The 17,582-nt window shown below is 71.0% G+C and carries 14 protein-coding genes and 1 pseudogene; 10 read left to right on the plus strand and 5 right to left on the minus strand.

The features are described 5' to 3' along the window. Nucleotides 1-158: 158 nt before the first annotated feature. A complete protein-coding gene (locus QUE51_RS13405) occupies nucleotides 159-2,243 on the plus strand; it encodes a DNA gyrase/topoisomerase IV subunit B (protein WP_286276867.1) in 2,085 nt (694 codons plus the stop codon). Between the two features lie 10 nt (nucleotides 2,244-2,253). Here QUE51_RS13405 and QUE51_RS13410 read toward each other — a convergent pair whose 3' ends face one another. Then, entirely contained in the window at nucleotides 2,254-2,940 is a 687-nt protein-coding gene (locus QUE51_RS13410) for an aspartate/glutamate racemase family protein (protein ID WP_286276868.1), read from the minus strand. Between the two features lie 122 nt (nucleotides 2,941-3,062). Here QUE51_RS13410 and QUE51_RS13415 point away from each other — a divergent pair, with 122 nt between their 5' ends. Further along, a complete protein-coding gene (locus tag QUE51_RS13415; protein WP_286276869.1) occupies nucleotides 3,063-3,680 on the plus strand; it encodes a flavodoxin family protein in 618 nt (205 codons plus the stop codon). Nucleotides 3,681-3,746: 66 nt separating this feature from the next. Here QUE51_RS13415 and QUE51_RS13420 read toward each other — a convergent pair whose 3' ends face one another. Continuing rightward, complete coding sequence (locus QUE51_RS13420) at nucleotides 3,747-6,131, minus strand: DNA gyrase/topoisomerase IV subunit A (RefSeq protein WP_286279394.1); 2,385 nt, start codon at nucleotides 6,129-6,131, stop codon at nucleotides 3,747-3,749. Between the two features lie 194 nt (nucleotides 6,132-6,325). On the opposite strand from QUE51_RS13420, the gene QUE51_RS13425 reads away from it, so the two are divergent. Beyond that, nucleotides 6,326-7,456 (plus strand): alkaline phosphatase family protein, encoded by a 1,131-nt coding sequence (locus tag QUE51_RS13425; protein WP_286276870.1) that lies wholly within the window; start codon nucleotides 6,326-6,328, stop codon nucleotides 7,454-7,456. 46 nt (nucleotides 7,457-7,502) lie between these two features. Here the strand turns inward: QUE51_RS13425 and sepH are convergent, their stop codons facing one another. Continuing rightward, nucleotides 7,503-8,582 (minus strand): septation protein SepH, encoded by a 1,080-nt coding sequence (sepH, locus tag QUE51_RS13430; RefSeq protein ID WP_286276872.1) that lies wholly within the window; start codon nucleotides 8,580-8,582, stop codon nucleotides 7,503-7,505. 185 nt (nucleotides 8,583-8,767) lie between these two features. Here sepH and QUE51_RS13435 point away from each other — a divergent pair, with 185 nt between their 5' ends. Beyond that, nucleotides 8,768-9,061, plus strand: a complete 294-nt coding sequence (locus QUE51_RS13435; RefSeq protein WP_286276874.1) for a DUF4193 domain-containing protein — start codon at nucleotides 8,768-8,770, stop codon at nucleotides 9,059-9,061. Between the two features lie 842 nt (nucleotides 9,062-9,903). On the opposite strand, the gene QUE51_RS13440 is transcribed toward QUE51_RS13435, so the two are convergent. After that, nucleotides 9,904-10,347 (minus strand): DUF3093 domain-containing protein, encoded by a 444-nt coding sequence (locus QUE51_RS13440; protein ID WP_286276875.1) that lies wholly within the window; start codon nucleotides 10,345-10,347, stop codon nucleotides 9,904-9,906. A gap of 38 nt (nucleotides 10,348-10,385) precedes the next feature. Between QUE51_RS13440 and dut the strand changes: the two genes are divergently transcribed. The 6 genes and pseudogenes from dut to dxs all read left to right on the plus strand — a co-directional run bounded on the left by dut (nucleotide 10,386) and on the right by dxs (nucleotide 17,205). Continuing rightward, complete coding sequence (gene dut / locus QUE51_RS13445; RefSeq protein ID WP_286276876.1) at nucleotides 10,386-10,847, plus strand: dUTP diphosphatase; 462 nt, start codon at nucleotides 10,386-10,388, stop codon at nucleotides 10,845-10,847. Then, complete coding sequence (locus QUE51_RS13450; protein WP_286276877.1) at nucleotides 10,844-11,467, plus strand: DUF3710 domain-containing protein; 624 nt, start codon at nucleotides 10,844-10,846, stop codon at nucleotides 11,465-11,467. The genes dut and QUE51_RS13450 overlap by 4 nt, the downstream gene beginning before the upstream one ends. After that, the gene (locus QUE51_RS13455) at nucleotides 11,467-12,201 is read left to right on the plus strand and encodes a DUF3159 domain-containing protein (protein WP_286276878.1); all 735 of its coding nucleotides are present in this window, start codon (nucleotides 11,467-11,469) and stop codon (nucleotides 12,199-12,201) included. Before QUE51_RS13450 ends, QUE51_RS13455 begins: the two co-directional genes overlap by 1 nt. A gap of 147 nt (nucleotides 12,202-12,348) precedes the next feature. After that, nucleotides 12,349-13,098, plus strand: coding sequence for an aconitase family protein (locus QUE51_RS18435; RefSeq protein WP_434017203.1), 750 nt, complete (start codon nucleotides 12,349-12,351; stop codon nucleotides 13,096-13,098). Further along, the gene (locus QUE51_RS13460; protein ID WP_434017204.1) at nucleotides 12,984-15,194 is read left to right on the plus strand and encodes an aconitate hydratase; all 2,211 of its coding nucleotides are present in this window, start codon (nucleotides 12,984-12,986) and stop codon (nucleotides 15,192-15,194) included. Before QUE51_RS18435 ends, QUE51_RS13460 begins: the two co-directional genes overlap by 115 nt. Nucleotides 15,195-15,256: 62 nt before the next feature. Further along, a pseudogene (gene dxs, locus QUE51_RS13465) lies at nucleotides 15,257-17,205 on the plus strand (1-deoxy-D-xylulose-5-phosphate synthase). Here the strand turns inward: dxs and QUE51_RS13470 are convergent. Further along, the gene (locus QUE51_RS13470) at nucleotides 17,202-17,579 is read right to left on the minus strand and encodes a helix-turn-helix transcriptional regulator (protein WP_286276879.1); all 378 of its coding nucleotides are present in this window, start codon (nucleotides 17,577-17,579) and stop codon (nucleotides 17,202-17,204) included. The pseudogene dxs and the gene QUE51_RS13470 overlap by 4 nt on opposite strands. Between the last annotated feature and the right edge of the window lie 3 nt (nucleotides 17,580-17,582).

Here is a 17,582-nt window from a genome sequence, read left to right on the forward strand (position 1 = left end):
TGGTCTCACTGCCTCCTGCGAGGCCGATACGCCCCGATCGGGGGCGCATCGTCTCCCAGTGTTCGACACGGTTCCGCGATTCGACGGGGATCGGCCATCTTTCCGCCGCGCCCCCGTCGCTGACCGCGGGGGTCAGAGGGGGCGCTTACTCTTGCGAGGTGGCAGCTCAGGACTACTCGGCCCGGCATCTCTCCGTCCTCGAAGGGCTGGAGGCCGTCCGCAAGCGACCCGGCATGTACATCGGCTCGACCGACTCCCGCGGCCTCATGCACTGCCTCTGGGAGGTCATCGACAACTCCGTCGACGAGGCACTCGCCGGCCACGGCGACTCGATCGAGGTCATCCTGCACAAGGACGGCAGCGTCGAGGTGCGGGACAGCGCCCGCGGCATCCCGGTCGACATCGAGCCGAAGACCGGACTGACCGGTGTGGAGGTCGTGTTCACGAAGCTCCACGCCGGCGGCAAGTTCGGCAGCGGCTCGTACGCCGCGTCCGGCGGGCTGCACGGCGTCGGCGCCTCCGTCGTCAACGCCCTGAGTGAGCGCCTCGACGTCGAGGTGGACCGCAACGGCAAGACCTACGCGATGTCCTTCCACCGGGGCGAGCCCGGCAACTTCGCCGACAAGGGCACGCCGTCGCCCGACGCCCCGTTCACCCCCTTCGTCTCGAACAGCGAGCTGCGCGTCGTCGGCAAGGTCGGCAAGAACGTCACCGGCACCCGCGTGCGGTACTGGGCGGACCGGCAGATCTTCTCCCGCGACGCCACCTTCTCCGTCGAGGACCTGGTGGGCCGCGCGCGGCAGACCGCGTTCCTCGTGCCGGGGCTCGGGATCAGCATCGAGGATCAGCGGGGCGCCGAGCCGAGCGTCGAGAGCTTCCGCTACCAGGGCGGGATCGGCGAGTTCGTCGACTTCCTGGCGACCGACGGCGCAGTCACCGACACCTGGCGCCTGACCGGCACCGGCAGCTTCACCGAGACGGTGCCCGTGCTGCAGGAGAACGGCCATATGGTTCCCACCGATGTCGAGCGCGAGTGCGCCGTCGACATCGCGCTGCGCTGGGGCATCGGCTACGACACGACCTTCCGCAGCTTCGTCAACATCATCTCCACGCCCAAGGGCGGCTCGCACCAGGCCGGCTTCGAGACCGGGCTGCTGAAGGTGCTGCGCACCCAGATCGAGCAGAACGCCCGGCGGCTCAAGGTCGGGGCCAACGAGAAGATCGAGAAGGACGACGTGCTCGCCGGCCTCACCGCCGTCCTGACCGTGCGACTCCCCGAGCCGCAGTTCGAGGGCCAGACCAAGGAGGTCCTCGGCACCCCGGCCGTGCGTGCCATCGTGGCCTCCGTGGTCCAGAAGACGCTCACCGAGCGGCTCACGTCGTCCAAGCGTGAGGACAAGACCCAGGCGAGCATGGTGCTCGACAAGGTCGTGTCCGAGATGAAGGCGCGCATCTCCGCCCGCACGCACAAGGAGACGCAGCGGCGGAAGAACGCGCTCGAGTCCTCGTCCCTGCCGGCCAAGCTGGTCGACTGCCGCAGCAACGACGTGAGCAACAGCGAGCTGTTCATCGTCGAGGGCGACTCCGCGCTCGGCACGGCGAAGCTCGCCCGCGACAGCGAGTACCAGGCGCTGCTGCCCATCCGCGGCAAGATCCTCAACGTCCAGAAGGCGTCGGTCAGCGACATGCTGAGCAACAGCGAGTGCGCCTCGATCATCCAGGTGATCGGCGCGGGCTCCGGCCGCACGTTCGACCTCGACCTCGCCCGCTACGGCAAGGTGATCCTGATGAGTGACGCCGACGTCGACGGCGCCCACATCCGCACGCTGCTGCTCACGCTGTTCTTCCGGTACATGCGTCCCCTCATCGAGGAGGGCCGGGTCTTCGCCGCGGTTCCGCCGCTGCACCGCGTCATCGTGAAGAACCCGGGCACCAAGCCCAACGAGACGATCTACACGTACTCGGAGCCCGAGCTGCAGGGGCTGCTCGCCCAGCTCAAGCGCGAGAAGAAGAACTACGTCGACCCCATCCAGCGCTACAAGGGCCTGGGCGAGATGGACGCCGACCAGCTCGCCTCCACGACCATGGACAAGCGCTACCGGATGCTGCGCCGGGTGCGGGTGTCGGATGCCGCGGCCGCGGAGAACGTGTTCGAGCTCCTGATGGGCAACGACGTGGCCCCGCGCAAGGAGTTCATCATCGACGGGTCCCGCGACCTCGACCGCGACCGCATCGACGCCTAGGTCGCGGCCCTCAGAGCGCGGCCGCGACCGCGGCCTCGGCGTGCAGCCGGGTGGTGGCGAAGGCCGGCACCGACACGTCCTCCTGCCGGAGAAGCAGCTCGATCTCGGTGCAGCCGAGCACGACGCCCTCCGCGCCGCGGTCGACGAGCCCGCCGATCACCTCCTGGTACGCGGTGCGTGACTCGTCGCGCACGATGCCGAGGCAGAGCTCGTCGTAGATCACCCGGTGCACCAGGGCTCGGTCCTCGGGGCCGGGGATGAGGACCTCGAGCCCGTGCGCCGCGAGCCGGTCCCGGTAGAACGCCTGCTCCATGGTGAAGGCGGTGCCGAGCAGCCCGACCCGCGTCAGTCCCGCCCGGAGCACCGCCGTGGCCGTTGTGTCGGCCAGGTGCAGCAGCGGGATCGACACGGCCTCCTCGATGGCGGACGCCACCTTGTGCATGGTGTTGGTGCAGAGGACCAGCAGGTCGGCGCCCGCCGCCTCGAGGCTGCGCGCGACCTGGGCGAGCCGGCGCCCCGCATCCTCCCACCGCCCGTCGGCCTGCATCGCCTCGATCTCAGCGAAGTCGACGGAGTAGAGGATGCACTCGGCGGAGGACAGGCCGCCCAGCCGCTCTCGGGTGAGCTCGTTGAGCAGGCGGTAGTACTCGCTGCTGCTCTCCCAGCTCATGCCGCCGATCAGGCCGATCGTCTTCATCCGGATCCTCTCTGACAGGGGCCGAGATGCCCGCCCCGCGAGCGTAGAGCCCGCGGGCGGTGCGCTCACAGCCGGTTCCCTGGCCACGCGCGGAAGAGTGGCAGGGAACCGGAAGGAATCCCATGGAGCCGAACCTCACCGCCGTCTGCCTCGTCTGCACGCTGAAGCCATCGCCCGCCGAGTCGAGCGCTGAGCTGCTCGGCAGCCAGCTCATGGACGCCCTCGCCGCCGAGGGGGTCACCGGCAGCACGGTGCGCGTTGTGGACCACGATGTGAAGCCGGGTGTCGAGGCCGACATGGGCGACGGCGACGCGTGGCCCGGAATCCGGAAGCAGGTGCAGGCCGCCGACATCCTGGTGATCGCGACGCCGACCTGGATGGGACACATGACGAGCATCGCCCAGCGCGTGCTGGAGCGGCTCGACGCCGAGCTCTCGGAGCAGGACGAGCAGGGCCGGCCCGCGATGTTCGACAAGGTGGCCGTCGCGGCCATCGTCGGCAACGAGGACGGCGCCCACCAGATCAGCGCCGAGCTCTTCCAGGCGCTCAACGACGTCGGCTTCACCATCCCGGCGCAGGGAGTGACCTACTGGAACGGCGAGGCCATGGGCAGCGTCGACTACAAGGACCTCGAGGAGACGCCGGAGCAGGTGGACTCCACGACCAAGTCGGTGGCGAAGTTCGCCGCCCACCTGGCGCGCACCCTGCGCATCGCGCCCTACCCCGTGCCCGTGGAGTAGCGGAAACCGCAACACTTCGGACAAACCGCAACCGGAGACCGATGCGGATTGTCCGAAGTGATGCGGTCAGCCGCCGAGCTGAGTGCCGATCGAGCCGACGAGGCCGTCCAGAGGGGTGCCGCTCGCGTCGCGCCGGGCGCCGAGCTCGGGCAGGGCGCGCACAGCGCCATCCGGGCCGACCGCCAGCGCGGGGTCCGTGCCGACCCAGGCGAGAGTGAGCTCGTCCTCGCCCTTCAGGAACGAGTGCGCCCGCACGCCGCCCGTGGCACGTCCCTTGCCCGGGAAGTCGACGAACAGCGAGACCTTGCCCCGCCCGGGGTCCGTGCCCGGCAGTGCGGTGCTCGATGTCGAGATGGTGGCGACCACGGCGTGCTCGGGCTTCGCCACGGCGCCGAAGAACAGCACGCGTGCGCCGTCGCCGAGGTTGATGCCCGCCATGCCGCCGGCGCCCACGCCCTGCGGCCGCACGAGGGACGCGGGGAAGTGCAGGAGCTGCGCGTCGGAGCTGACGAACACCAGCTCGGCGTCATCCCCGCCCTGCGTGGCGCCGACGACCTCGTCCCCGGCCTTCAGGGCGATGACCTCGAAGTCGGGCTTCGCGGGGTAGGCGCCGGGCGCGATGCGCTTGACGACGCCGTCCTTCGTGCCGAGGCCGATCGGCTGGTCGCTCGTCAGCGAGACCAGCGCGACCACCCGCTCCTTCTTCCCGAGCGTCAGGTAGTCCCCGATCCGGGCACCGGCGCCGAGCTGCACCGAGTTCGCGGGCACCGACGGCAGGTCGATGGGCGAGAACTTGAGGATTCGCCCGGCGCTCGTGAGGGCGCCGAGCTCGCCCCGGCTCGTCCCGGAGACGGAGGAGAGGATCGCGTCGTGCTTGCTGCGGCGCGTGGCCCGCTGCAGCTCGGCTCCGTCAGGCAGGTCGATGCGGACCGCGCGTCCCGTCGTCGACAGGGCGACGACACACGGGACGTCGGCGAGCTCGAGCGACGCGACCGCCTTCTTGCCGCGCGCGCTTCCCGCGAGCGAGGGCGCGGCCTCGGTGAGGAGCGTCCGCCGCGGCGTGCCGTACTTCTCCGCCGTCGCGTCGAGCTCCTCGGCGACGAGCTCGCGGATCCGCTGCTCGCTGGAGAGGAGGCCCTCGAGGAAGGCGATCTCCTCGCGGAGGGCGTCGCGCTCCGCCTCGAGCTCGATCCGGGAGAAGCGGGTGAGGCGGCGCAGGCGCAGCTCGAGGATGTACTCGGCCTGGATGCGGTCGAGGTCGAAGACGTCGATGAGGCGCGTCCGCGCCTGGTCGCTGTCGTCGCTGCCGCGGATGACCTGGATGACCTCGTCGATGTCGAGGATCGCGATGAGCAGGCCCTCGACGAGGTGCAGCCGCTCGCGACGGCGATCCAGCCGGTACCGCGTGCGGCGGGTGACCACCTCGACGCGGTGCGTGATGTAGACCCGGAGGAGCTCGAGGAGCCCCAGCGTGCGCGGCCCGCCGTCGACGAGCGCGACGTTGTTGATGCCCATCGACTCCTCGAGGGGCGTGAGCCGGTAGAGCTGCTCGAGCACCGCCTCCGGGCTGAACCCGGTCTTGATGCCGATGACCAGGCGGAGCCCGTTCTTGCGGTCGGTCAGGTCGTTGACGTCGGAGATCCCCTGGATCTTCTTCGCGTTGACGCCGTCCTTGATCTTCTCGATAACCCGCTCGGGGCCGACGAGGTAGGGCAGCTCGGTGACGACGAGGCCCACCTTGCGCGGAGTGATGTTCTCGATCGCGACACGGGCGCGCGTCTTGAAGCTGCCGCGTCCGGTGGCGTACGCGTCCCGGATGCCCTCGAGCCCGGAGATCGTCCCGCCCGCGGGCAGGTCGGGCCCGGGGATGAAGCGCATGATCTCCTCGAGCGTCGCATCCGGGTGCTCGATGAGGTGGCGGACCCCGGCGACGACCTCGATGAGGTTGTGCGGCGCCATGTTGGTCGCCATACCGACCGCGATGCCGCTCGCCCCGTTGACGAGGAGGTTCGGGAAGGCCGCGGGGAGCACCTCGGGCTGGGTCAGCTGGTTGTCGTAGTTGGGCACGAAGTCGACGACGTCCTCGTCGAGGTCCTCGACCATGGCCATCGCCGCGGGGGCGAGGCGCGCCTCGGTGTAGCGGGATGCGGCGGGCCCGTCGTCGAGCGAGCCGAAGTTGCCGTGCCCGTCGATGAGGGGGAGGCGCATGGTGAACGGCTGCGCAAGGCGCACCAGGGCGTCGTAGATCGCCGAGTCGCCGTGGGGGTGCAGCTTGCCCATCACCTCGCCGACCACGCGGGCCGACTTGACGTGCCCGCGATCCGGCCAGAGACCCATGTCGGCCATCTGGTAGAGGATGCGCCGCTGGACCGGCTTCAAGCCGTCGCGGGCGTCCGGAAGGGCGCGGGAGTAGATGACGGAGTAGGCGTACTCGAGGAAGGAGCCCTGCATCTCCGCAGAGACGTCGACGTCCTCGATCCGCTCTTCGCCGTGGGTCGCCTCGATGGTCACGCTCGTCGCCGCATGCTGGTTCTGCCGTTCCGTCGGTTGCCTGGGGGAGGGCCGTGCGAGCCGTCGGGCCGGCTCGGGAGGAGCCGTCGGGCCGGCTCGGGGACGGTCAGTGCGCCTGTGCCAGACTGACCCGGATGTCCCTCATGGTACCGACCGACCGGGGTGCAGGCCCGCATCTCGGCGCGGTTCTTCCCAGCTGTGTCGCGGCGCTCCTGGGGGAGGGCAACACGCTCGGCCTTCCTCCGCTCCGCGGCGCCATCGTCCTGGTCGTCGACGGATTGGGCGCCTCCGCCCTGAAGGCCCGGCGCGGCTACGCCCGGACGATGGGCGCGGCGCTCGGCCCGCGCTCCGTGATCAGCACCGGGGTCCCCACGACGACCGCCGCCGCGCTCTCCACGCTGCTGACCGGCGCCACGCCCGGAGAGCACGGCGTGGTGGGCTACTCGGTGCTCGACCCGGCGACCGACCGCATCGTGAATCAGCTCAACGGCTGGGGCGGCAGCGTGGATCCCGCGACCTGGCAGCGCAGGCCGACCGTGTTCGAGGACGGCCGCATCCGGGGCGTCGCCGTCGGGCACAGCAAGTACCGGAGCTCGGGCTTCACCGGCGCCATCCTCCGCGGCGCCGACTACCTGGCCGCCGACGGCATCGCTGAGCGGTTCGATGCCGCTGTCCGCGCCGTCACCGCGGGGGAGAGGACGCTCGTCTACCTCTACATCCCGGAGGTCGACACGGCCGCGCACGCGGAGGGGTGGGAGTCGGAGCGCTGGAGCTCGGCACTCGAGGAGGTGGACTCGGCGCTCACGGCGACCCTTCCGCGGCTGCGCCCGGGCATCGGGCTCTTCGTGACCGCGGATCACGGGATCGTCGACGTCCCGGGCTCGCGCCATGTGCTCATCGACGAGCGCCGCGAGCTGATCGACGGCGTCCGCCACGTCGGCGGCGAGCCGCGGCTGCTGCACCTCTACCTGGAGCCCGACCTCGCCGACGGGGAGCGGGCGGCACTGCTGGAGCGCTGGCGCGCGGCGGAGGGCGGTCGCGCCTGGGTCCGCAGCCGCGCGGAGGCCGTCGCGGAGGGCTGGTTCGGGCCCGCGGTGGACGAGGAGGTGGCGCCGCGCATCGGCGACATCCTTGTCGCGGCCCGGTCCTCGGTCGCGTACTACGACACGCGGACCGCCACGACCGGCTCGCGGTCGATGATCGGCCAGCACGGCTCGTGGAGTCCGGAGGAGACTCGGGTCCCGCTGCTGAGGTTCGGGGTCTGAGTCTCCTCCGGGGCGCCGACGAGGGCGCCGTACGGCCTGGTGCAGGTCAGGCCGGGTCGTCCTCGGGCTTCGCGCCGAACACGATCTCGTCCCAGCTGGGCATCGACGTGCGTCCGCGCCGGCCGCCCTTGGTAGGAACGGGCCCGGTGGCGTTGGCGGGCTTCGCGGGCCGCACCTCCGTGGTCTCCACCTGCTCGGCGCGCTGCTCCGCGCGCTGATCCGTCCGCACGCGCTCGAGGACGCGGATGTTCCCGGTCATCGGCTGCCGGGGCTGCTCGCGCTCCTCGAACTTCGTCGACTCGCGCTCCCCGCGGCGGCGGCGCAGCGCCTCCAGCAGATCCGACGTGTCGGCGGGCTCCTGCGCGGGCGGCTCCTGGCTGACGACGCCGATGGAGCCGGTGCGCGGGCCGGGGAGGCGGATGCGTCCGCTCGGCGTCGGCTCGACCTGGACCACGGGGTCCGGGAGGTCCGCCTCGTCGGCGGGGAAGTCGAACGCGGCGGAGTCGAAGCGCGAGCTGTCCGTGTTCTCGGCGACGGCGCGCAGGCGCGGCAGCAGCGGCGCGCCGATCTCGCTCTGCTGGGAGAGCGCGACCGCCTCCCCGTTGAGCGGGCTCAGCGCGAGCTTCTTCGCCTCGAACGACCAGCGGGCGTCGTGGTCGATGCCGTCGGCCGTGAAGGCGAGCTTCACGATCCAGCCGCCCTCCGGCTCCTTCCAGCTCGACCAGCGCGCGCCGGTGGCGGAGAGCTGCTCCAGGCGGGCCTCGAGGATCGCGCCGAACGTGGGCGGGGTCCCGTCGAGGTCGCCCGGCGCGCGGACCGCCTGCACGGGCACCGCGAGTGCGCAGTCGACCATGTACTGGCGCTCGGCGAGGATCGGCAGCTCATAGCGCTGCACGTACTCCACGGGTGCGCCCGTGTACTTGGCCACCTGCTCCGCGGACATGCCGCCGCGGATGTAGGTCTGGATTTCACGTGGAGTCGATCGTCGGGCTCCCGATGAGCCGGCTGAGGGGCCGCGCAAGCGTCTCCGGAGCTCCTCATCGAGTTCGACGCGATACTCGCTGCCGTCCTCAGCGGTCGCCAGAATGGCGCCGTTCTCGACGGCGATGGCTTTGAGATGGTGCATGCCGATCGCCCCCTTCTTGTCTGTTCCAGGATCGCACCGGTGGGGCGCAAACCCGGGAATAGCTGGGGCGCGCCGCAGGTTTGGTCGGGGTCGGCTGAGGTGGCGCCCCCACGGTTTGCAATGAGCCAGCCGATCGATCAGACTGTCGCCGCCAATCACGGCGCAACTCGAAGAAGTGGATGTAAATGGCGACCGATTACGACGCCCCGCGCAAGACCGACGACGACTCCGAGTCGATCGAGGCCCTGAAGGAGCGTGTGCCGGACAAGCTGTCCGCGGTCATCGACGTCGAGGACGCCGACAACCCGGGAAGCTTCGACCTCCCCGGTGCTGACCTCTCCGATCTGGACCTCGATGTGGTCGTGCTTCCGCCCCAGGCGGACGAGTTCACCTGTGTCTCCTGCTTCCTGGTGAAGCACCGCTCACAGCTGGACCACGACACCAAGCTCGGACCGGTGTGCATGGAGTGCCAGGCCTGATCGCACTGCGATCAGCCCTGGCAGGTTGAGGAGCGCGCCATGCTTGGCGCGCGTCTCGAAACCAGGCGCAGCACGAACTGAATAGGAAACGCCCAACCCCGCCGGCCCTCGTGGCCAGGCGGGGTTTGTGCTTTCCGGGGAGGTGTGGTGCGCGGGGCGAGACGCCGAGCGTGGGGTGCTGCGCCGAGGGCGGGGTGGGGCACCGAGCGCGGGGTGAGACGACGAGGGCGGGGTGCTGCGCCGTGCGCGGGGCGCGCCGCCGAGCGCGGGGTGAGACGACGACCGCGGGGTGTAGACGGGCCGCGCTCGTCGTTATGGACGGCGCTCGGTGCGCGCTCGGTGGCATGGGGCGCGTGCGGTCGGTCTCGGGGTGAGTGCGGGGAAGCGCCCGATGTTCCCCGGCGTCGCCACTGGCGCGGGGCGGCGTGTGCGCGCGCGAACTCGGGCTTGGGATGCGGCACGGATGTCAGGGGAGAAGCGGGCGCCGCGTGCAGCTCGGTGGGGTGGCGCGCCGTGCGCGGGTTGAGGCGCCGGGCGCGGGGCGAGACGACGAGCGCGGAGTGAGTACGGGGCGCGCTCGTCGTTACGGACCGCGCTCGGTGCGCGCTCGGCGGCTCGGGGCGCGCTCGGTGAACCCGCATCGGGCCGGGCGGAGGGATCGGATGCTGGTCGCCGGGCGCACCCCTTCGCACCGAGCGCGCAGGGGCTGCGTCGAGCGCGCCCCGTGTCGCCGAGCGCGCCCTGTATACGGGGTGCGCTCGGTGTTTCGGGGTGCGCTCGGTGGAGGGGGAGCGCGCTCGGTGTTTCGGGGTGCGGTCGGTGGGGGAGTGCGCTCGGCGGGGTCAGCCCAGGGTGTGGGCCGCCTGGAGGGCGGCCACCAGGAGGTCCGGGTTGCGCGTGGAGATGAGCCAGTAGGGGGCCGGGTCGGCGGGATCCGTCACCTGCACCCGGACGACGGGGTCGATCCCGCCGCGGATGCAGAGCCAGGCGCGGGCATCCAGGTCCACGCCGCGGGCGGCGGTCGCAGCGGCGCCTCGGAAGGCCTCCGGCGCCGCCGTGAACTCGAGGGGGATGCGGGCGCGACCTGCCCGGAGGTGGCCGTCCGCCACCTCGACGACGGGTGCGCTCAGGGCCACGAAGAGGCACGCTCCACCGAACAGGACGATCGCGCACGCGATGCCGGCAGGCACGGAGATCGGCAGGAACACGAGCAGTGACGCCGGGATCAGCAGAGCGAGGGCGAGGTACATCCAGGGCGAGGGCGAGAGTCGTTCGCGGTACGTCACACCTCATTCCACCAGACCTCATCCACTAGCCTCGATTCGTGCTCCAGAGCGTGCCGGTGCTGATCACGGGGGACCACGTCCCCACCTATGCGCACCCCGGTGACGCGGGTGCCGACCTCGTCGCCGCTGAGGACGTGGTGCTCGCCCCGGGCGAGCGCGCGACCGTCGGCACGGGCGTCTCGATCGCGCTCCCCGAGGGGTACGTGGCGTTCGTCGTGCCCCGCAGCGGACTCGCGGCGCGCCACGGGATCACCATCGTCAACACGCCCGGCACGGTCGACGCGGGGTACCGTGGCGAGATCCGGGTGATACTCCTCAACACCGACCGGACCGAGGAGTACCGGATCACTGCCGGTGATCGGATCGCCCAGATCGTCGTGCTCCCCGTGTCCCGGGCCCAGTTCGTGCCCGTCGCGACGCTGCCCGGGTCCGCCCGCGGCGAGGGCGGCTTCGGCTCCACGGGGTACGCCGGCACGGCCAGGAAGGACAGCAGTTCGTGAGTGACAGCACCGAGGACGTTCCGTCGCCGAAGTCGGCGCCGGATGACCGATCCCTCAACGGCCCGTTCGATGTGAGCGAGGCGAACGCCGTCCGCCCGTACGTCGACCTCGGCGGGGTGAAGATCGTGCCCCGGGAGGGCCTGCACCTGCGCCTCGAGGTCGAGGAGGGAACCAAGCGGGTCGTCGCCGTCGGGCTCGACTACGCCGGGTCGACGCTTCAGGTCCAGCCGTTCGCGGCGCCCCGCTCGAGCGGGCTCTGGCACGAGATCCGCGCCCAGATCGCCGACCAGATCCGCAGGCAGGGCGGGACGACGCAGGAGCGCTCCGGCCCGTTCGGCCCCGAGCTCCTCGCCGATATCCCGGTGGTGGCGCCGGGCCAGCCCCAGTCGTCCCGCGTCGCGCGCTTCGTCGGCGTCGACGGGCCGCGCTGGTTCCTCCGCGGCGTCATCGCGGGGGAGGGGGCGGTCAACGCTCAGGCGGCCGCGCAGATCGAGGACCTGTTCCGCAGCGTCGTCGTGGTCCGGGGCGGCACGCCCATGCCGCCCCGCGACCTCATCCCGCTGCACGTCCCCGCCCAGGCGGCCGGGCCCTCGGTCGGCACGCCGCTCAACGGGGTCTGATGACGGACGACAGGGAGCCCGGCGGAACGGACCGCGCGGCCGCGCAGGCGGCCCTTGCTGCCGCGGCGGCGCGTGCGGGATTCGCGAATGCCGCGGACCCGGTGACCGGGCGCTCGGTCCTGCAGGCGGTCGGCGGGGTTCGCGGAATACTCGAGGCCGTCATCCCCGGCTTTGCGTTCGTTCTTCTCTTCTCGATCAGCACCCTTCCCGTGGCGCTCGGGGTCTCCGTGGGGATGGCCGTGCTGCTCGTAGTCGCCCGTGTGGTGCAGAGAAGTCCGGTCTCTCCGGCGCTCGGCGGTCTCCTCGGCACGGCTCTGTCTGCCGGGCTCGCCCTGTGGACGGGCAGAGCCGAGGACAACTTCGTGCTCGGGCTGTGGATCAACGTGATCATCGTGGCCGCCTTCCTGATCTCGGTGCTTGCCGGATGGCCTCTCATCGGGGTGGCAGTCGGCTTCCTCTATGAGGAAGGCACGGCTTGGCGCCGGAACAAGCGCAAGTTCCGGGCCATGCAGTGGATCACGCTGGCGTGGGTGGCACTGTCCGCGGCGAGGCTTGCCGTTCAGGTGCCACTCTTCCTCTCGCACCAGGTGGCACTGCTCGGGACCTTCAAACTCCTCATGGGACTGCCCCTCTACGCCCCGCTGCTCGTCGTGTCCTGGCTCGTCGTCCGGGCCGCGTTCCCGGAGGGTCCCGGACACCGCGACGCGGGGGCGGGACCCGCCGGCCAGAGCTGAGCTCGGTGGTAGTTTTATCTCGACGTCGAGATACTTTGCGGGGCTGATGCTCCCTCCCTGGCGGCTCTTCCCTCCCGGGGGAACAATGAGGACCAGGGGTACCGACAATCGACCCGGGGCGCCACGCCTCGCGACGGAGGAGGACACATGTCCGCAGTGAACAGCTTCGGGGCGAAGGACAGCCTCTCGGTCGGCGGGACCGACTACGAGATCTTCCGCCTCGACAAGGTCGAGGGGTACGAGAAGCTGCCCTACAGCCTCAAGGTGCTCCTCGAGAACCTCCTCCGCACCGAGGACGGCGCGAACATCACCGCCGACCACATCCGCGCTCTGGCGGGCTGGGACCCGACGGCCGAGCCCGACACGGAGATCCAGTTCACGCCGGCTCGCGTCGTCATGCAGGACTTCACCGGCGTCCCCTGCATCGTCGACCTCGCCACGATGCGCGAGGCGGTGGGCGCCCTCGGCGGCGACCCGACCAAGATCAACCCGCTCGCCCCGGCCGAGCTCGTCATCGACCACTCGGTGATCGCCGACCTCTTCGGCCAGCCGAACGCCTTCGAGCGCAACGTTGAGATCGAGTACGAGCGCAACGGTGAGCGGTACCAGTTCCTCCGCTGGGGCCAGACCGCCTTCGACGACTTCAAGGTCGTGCCCCCGGGCACCGGCATCGTGCACCAGGTCAACATCGAGTACCTGGCGCGCGTGGTCTACACCCGCACGGTGGGGGCGCCCTGCAGGCCTACCCGGACACCCTCGTCGGCACCGACTCGCACACCACGATGGTCAACGGACTGGGCGTGCTCGGCTGGGGCGTCGGCGGCATCGAGGCGGAGGCGGCCATGCTGGGCCAGCCGGTGTCGATGCTCATCCCCAAGGTCGTCGGCTTCAAGCTGAGCGGCTCCATCCCGGCCGGCGTGACCGCGACCGACGTGGTGCTGACCATCACGCAGATGCTGCGCAAGCACGGCGTCGTCGGCAAGTTCGTCGAGTTCTACGGCGCGGGCGTGGCCGAGGTGCCTCTGGCCAACCGCGCGACGATCGGCAACATGAGCCCCGAGTTCGGCTCGACCGCCGCGATCTTCCCCATCGACGACGTCACGCTCGACTACCTCCGCTTCACCGGCCGCGACGAGGAGCAGGTCGCTCTGGTCGAGGCCTACGCCAAGGAGCAGAGCCTCTGGCACGACCCCTCGGTCGAGCCCAAGTTCAGCGAGTACCTCGAGCTCGACCTCGGCACCGTCGTGCCGTCGATCGCCGGGCCGAAGCGCCCCCAGGACCGCATCGAGCTCAGCGTCGCCAAGGAGACGTTCGAGCGCGACCTCGTCGACTATGCCAAGCCGGGCCACACGGTCGTCGACGCCGCGGTCGAGGGCACCTTCCCGGCGTCCGACCCCATCGGCCTCACCTCCCAGGACGAGCAGCGCGCGGACGAGCCCGCGCCTGCCGTCAGCCACCACCACCAGTTCGCCGCGGCACACTCGAGCGCATCGCCCACCGCCGCGTCTCGGCCCACGCGCGTGTCGGGCGAGCACGGCGAGTTCACGATCGACCACGGGGCCGTCGCGATCGCCGCGATCACGTCCTGCACCAACACGTCGAACCCGTCGGTCATGCTCGCCGCGGGCCTGCTCGCCAAGAAGGCGAGCGAGAAGGGCCTCAAGGCCAAGCCGTGGGTCAAGACGACCCTCGCGCCCGGCTCCAAGGTGGTCACCGACTACTACGACAAGGCGGGCCTCACGAAGCCGCTCGAGGACCTCGGCTTCTACCTGGTCGGCTACGGCTGCACCACGTGCATCGGCAACAGCGGCCCGCTGGAGCCGGAGATCTCGGACGCGGTGCAGCAGAACGACCTGGCCGTCACCGCAGTCCTCTCGGGCAACCGCAACTTCGAGGGCCGGATCAACCCCGACGTCAAGATGAACTACCTGGCGAGCCCGCCGCTGGTCGTCGCCTACGCGCTGGCCGGGTCGATGAACTTCGACTTCGACAACGACGCGCTCGGCAACGACCGCGAGGGCAACCCGGTCTTCCTCAAGGACATCTGGCCGGACGCCGGCGAGGTCCAGGCGACGATCGACTCGTCGATCGACACCGAGATGTTCGACCGGCAGTACTCCTCGGTCTTCGCGGGCGACGAGCGCTGGCAGAACCTGCCGACGCCGACCGGCGCGACGTTCGAGTGGGATGCGGCCTCCACCTACGTGCGGAAGCCCCCGTACTTCGACGGCATGACGCTTGAGACGTCCCCGGTCACCGACATCGCGGGCGCCCGCGTGCTCGCGAAGCTCGGCGACTCGGTCACGACCGACCACATCAGCCCAGCGGGCAGCATCAAGGCGGACAGCCCCGCCGGCAAGTACCTGCTCGAGCACGGCGTGGACCGGAAGGACTTCAACTCCTACGGCTCGCGCCGCGGCAACCACGAGGTGATGATCCGCGGCACCTTCGCGAACATCCGCCTGAAGAACCAGCTGCTCGACGGCGTGGAGGGCGGCTACACGCGCGACTTCACGCAGGCCGGCGGACCGCAGTCCTTCATCTACGACGCCGCGCAGAACTACGCCGCGCAGGGCACCCCGCTCGTCATCTTCGGCGGCAAGGAGTACGGCTCCGGGTCCTCGCGCGACTGGGCGGCCAAGGGCACCTCGCTGCTCGGCGTCCGCGCCGTCATCACCGAGAGCTTCGAGCGCATCCACCGCTCGAACCTGATCGGCATGGGCGTGCTCCCGCTGCAGTTCCCGGCGGGGGAGAGCTGGTCGAGCCTCGGCCTCGACGGCACCGAGAAGGTGACGATCTCGGGCATCGAGGAGCTCAACGAGGGCCGCACGCCGCGCACCGTGCACGTCGTCGCCGAGCCGACGGAGGACTCGCCCGAAGGCAAGCAGCCGATCGAGTTCGACGCGGTGGTCCGCATCGACACCCCTGGTGAGGCGGACTACTACCGCAACGGCGGCATCCTGCAGTACGTGCTGCGCTCGCTCGTCGCGTGACGGATGACCGGGAGGCCGCGCCCAGCGCGGCCTCCCAGGTCGGCGTGCCTAGACTCGACTCGATGGCCATTCTCGAGACGATCCGGGGACCGCGCGACCTCGATGCCCTGAGCAGCGAGGATCTGGTCACGCTGGCCGCGGAGATCCGCCAGTTCCTGGTCGCGAACGTCTCGAAGACCGGCGGGCACCTCGGCCCGAACCTCGGCGTCGTCGAGCTGACGATCGCCATGCACCGCGTCTTCCAGTCGCCGAAGGACGCCATCGTCTTCGACACGGGCCACCAGTCGTACGTGCACAAGCTGCTCACGGGGCGGCAGGACTTCTCCCGCCTGCGCCAGCGGGGCGGTCTCGCCGGCTACCCGCAGCGGAGCGAGTCGGAGCACGACATCGTGGAGAGCTCGCACGCCTCCAGCTCGCTGTCGTGGGCAGACGGCATCTCGCGCGCCTTCTCGGTGACGGGCCAGTCCGACCGGCACGTCGTGGCCGTGGTCGGCGACGGCGCCCTCACGGGCGGCATGACGTGGGAGGCGCTCAACAACATCTCCGACGACAACAACCGGCGCCTGGTCATCATCGTCAACGACAACGGGCGCTCCTACGCCCCGACGATCGGCGGCCTCGCTCGGTTCCTCAACGAGGTGCGGACGCGCCGCGCCTACCGCGACCTCTACCTGTCGTCCCGCACCTTCTTCGACCGCCTGGGCAAGCCGGGGCGAGCCGTCTACTCGGGCACGCGCGGAGCCCTCCACGGATTCCTGAGCCGGGTGGCGGGCAACGAGGGGCTCTACTCGAACCTCGACATCAAGTACCTGGGCCCTGTGCACGGGCACGACATCGACGCGATCGAGGAGGCGCTCCTCCAGGCCAAGCACTACGAGCTGCCGGTGATCGTCCACGTGATCACCCAGAAGGGCCGCGGCTACGAGCCCGCCCTCCAGGACGTCGCGGACCAGTTCCACGCGGTCGGCCAGATCGACCCGGAGACGGGGAGTCCCTCGAGCCGGCCGGATCCACGTCGTGGACGTCGGTCTTCTCCCAGGAGCTCGTCCGCCTGGCCGACGCCGACAAGCGCATCGTGGGCATCACGGCTGCCATGCTGCGGCCGACCGGTCTGCAGGCTCTCGCCGACAAGCACCCCGGTCGCGTGATCGACGTGGGCATCGCCGAGCAGCACGCGGTGACGAGCGCAGCGGGCCTCGCCTTCGGCGGCCTGCACCCGGTCGTCGCGCTCTACGCGACGTTCATCAACCGCGCCTTCGACCAGGTGCTCATGGACGTGGCGCTGCACCACGCGGGCGTGACCTTCGTCCTCGACCGCGCGGGTGTCACGGGTCCGGACGGCGCGAGCCACCACGGGATGTGGGACCTCGCGATCCTGCAGGTGGTCCCCGGCATCCGGCTCGCGGCGCCCCGCGACGGCACGCGCCTGCGCGAGGAGCTCGCAGAGGCGGTCGCCGTCCAGGACGCTCCGACCGTCCTCCGCTTCCCCAAGGGCCCGGTCGGCACCGACATCGACGCCTTGCGGCGCACGGTGGACGGCGTCGACGTGCTGCGCGAGGGCAGCTCCCCGGACGTCCTCCTCGTCGCGGTGGGACCGCTGGCCTCCCTGGCCCTCGAGGTCGCGGAGCGGCTGGAGGCGCAGGGGATCGGCGCCTCGGTCGTGGACCCGAGGTGGGTCGTGCCCGTCCCCGCCAGCGTGATCGAGCTCGCGGGGGAGCACCGCCTGGTGGCGACCCTCGAGGACGGCATCCGGGTCGGCGGGATCGGCACCCGGGTGCGGCAGGACCTCCGCGGGGCCGGCGTCGACACGGCGCTCACCGAGCTCGGGCTGCCCGACGAGTTCCTGGAGCACGGCTCCCGGTCCGAGATCCTCGAGCAGGCCGGCCTCACGCCGCAGCAGATCGCCCGCGACCTCGTCGCCCAGGTGCTCGGCACGAAGATCCCCATCGCCCGCCCGCTGCCCGAAGGCCGCGAAGAGGCGCTGCCCAGCCCCGAGTCGCGCGAGCGCTAGAGGCTGCGCCCCTGCCGCCAGTCGGTCGGCGTCATGCCGTAGCGCGCGCGGAAAAGCCGCGAGAAGTGCGCATGGTCCGCGAAGCCCCAGCGGTGGGCGACGGCGGACACGGTCGGTCCCGGATCTTGGAGGTCCGCCGCTGCGGCGGCGAGGCGCCGGTTGCGGACCCACTCGCCGAGGCTGATGTCGAGTGACGCGAGCACCGCGTAGAGGTAGCGCTCGGAGATGCCGTGCGCCCGCGCGACACTCGCCGCCGTCAGGTCCGGGGAGGCGAAGTGCCGTTCCAGGTAGGACGGGATGCGTTCGCGCAGGGTGCGGGCGAGCGGGCTCGCCGAGCGCGGCCCGGCTCTGTCGAGGACGGCTGTCGATCCCATGGC

Origin of the sequence: Naasia aerilata (genome assembly GCF_030296595.1) — a bacterium.
Taxonomy (GTDB): Bacteria; Actinomycetota; Actinomycetes; order Actinomycetales; family Microbacteriaceae; genus Naasia; species Naasia aerilata.

Bases quoted from the DNA above. Each gene is read 5' to 3' on its own strand.
- QUE51_RS13425 (WP_286276870.1), top strand. From the start codon at position 6,326: ATGTCCCTCATGGTACCGACCGACCGGGGTGCAGGCCCGCATCTCGGC.
- QUE51_RS13470 (WP_286276879.1), bottom strand. From the start codon at position 17,579: ATGGGATCGACAGCCGTCCTCGACAGAGCCGGGCCGCGCTCGGCGAGC.
- QUE51_RS18435 (WP_434017203.1), top strand. From the start codon at position 12,349: ATGTCCGCAGTGAACAGCTTCGGGGCGAAGGACAGCCTCTCGGTCGGC.
- QUE51_RS13455 (WP_286276878.1), top strand. From the start codon at position 11,467: ATGACGGACGACAGGGAGCCCGGCGGAACGGACCGCGCGGCCGCGCAG.
- QUE51_RS13410 (WP_286276868.1), bottom strand. From the start codon at position 2,940: ATGAAGACGATCGGCCTGATCGGCGGCATGAGCTGGGAGAGCAGCAGC.
- QUE51_RS13415 (WP_286276869.1), top strand. From the start codon at position 3,063: ATGGAGCCGAACCTCACCGCCGTCTGCCTCGTCTGCACGCTGAAGCCA.
- QUE51_RS13435 (WP_286276874.1), top strand. From the start codon at position 8,768: ATGGCGACCGATTACGACGCCCCGCGCAAGACCGACGACGACTCCGAG.
- sepH (WP_286276872.1), bottom strand. From the start codon at position 8,582: ATGCACCATCTCAAAGCCATCGCCGTCGAGAACGGCGCCATTCTGGCG.
- QUE51_RS13420 (WP_286279394.1), bottom strand. From the start codon at position 6,131: ATGCAGGGCTCCTTCCTCGAGTACGCCTACTCCGTCATCTACTCCCGC.
- QUE51_RS13460 (WP_434017204.1), top strand. From the start codon at position 12,984: ATGGTCAACGGACTGGGCGTGCTCGGCTGGGGCGTCGGCGGCATCGAG.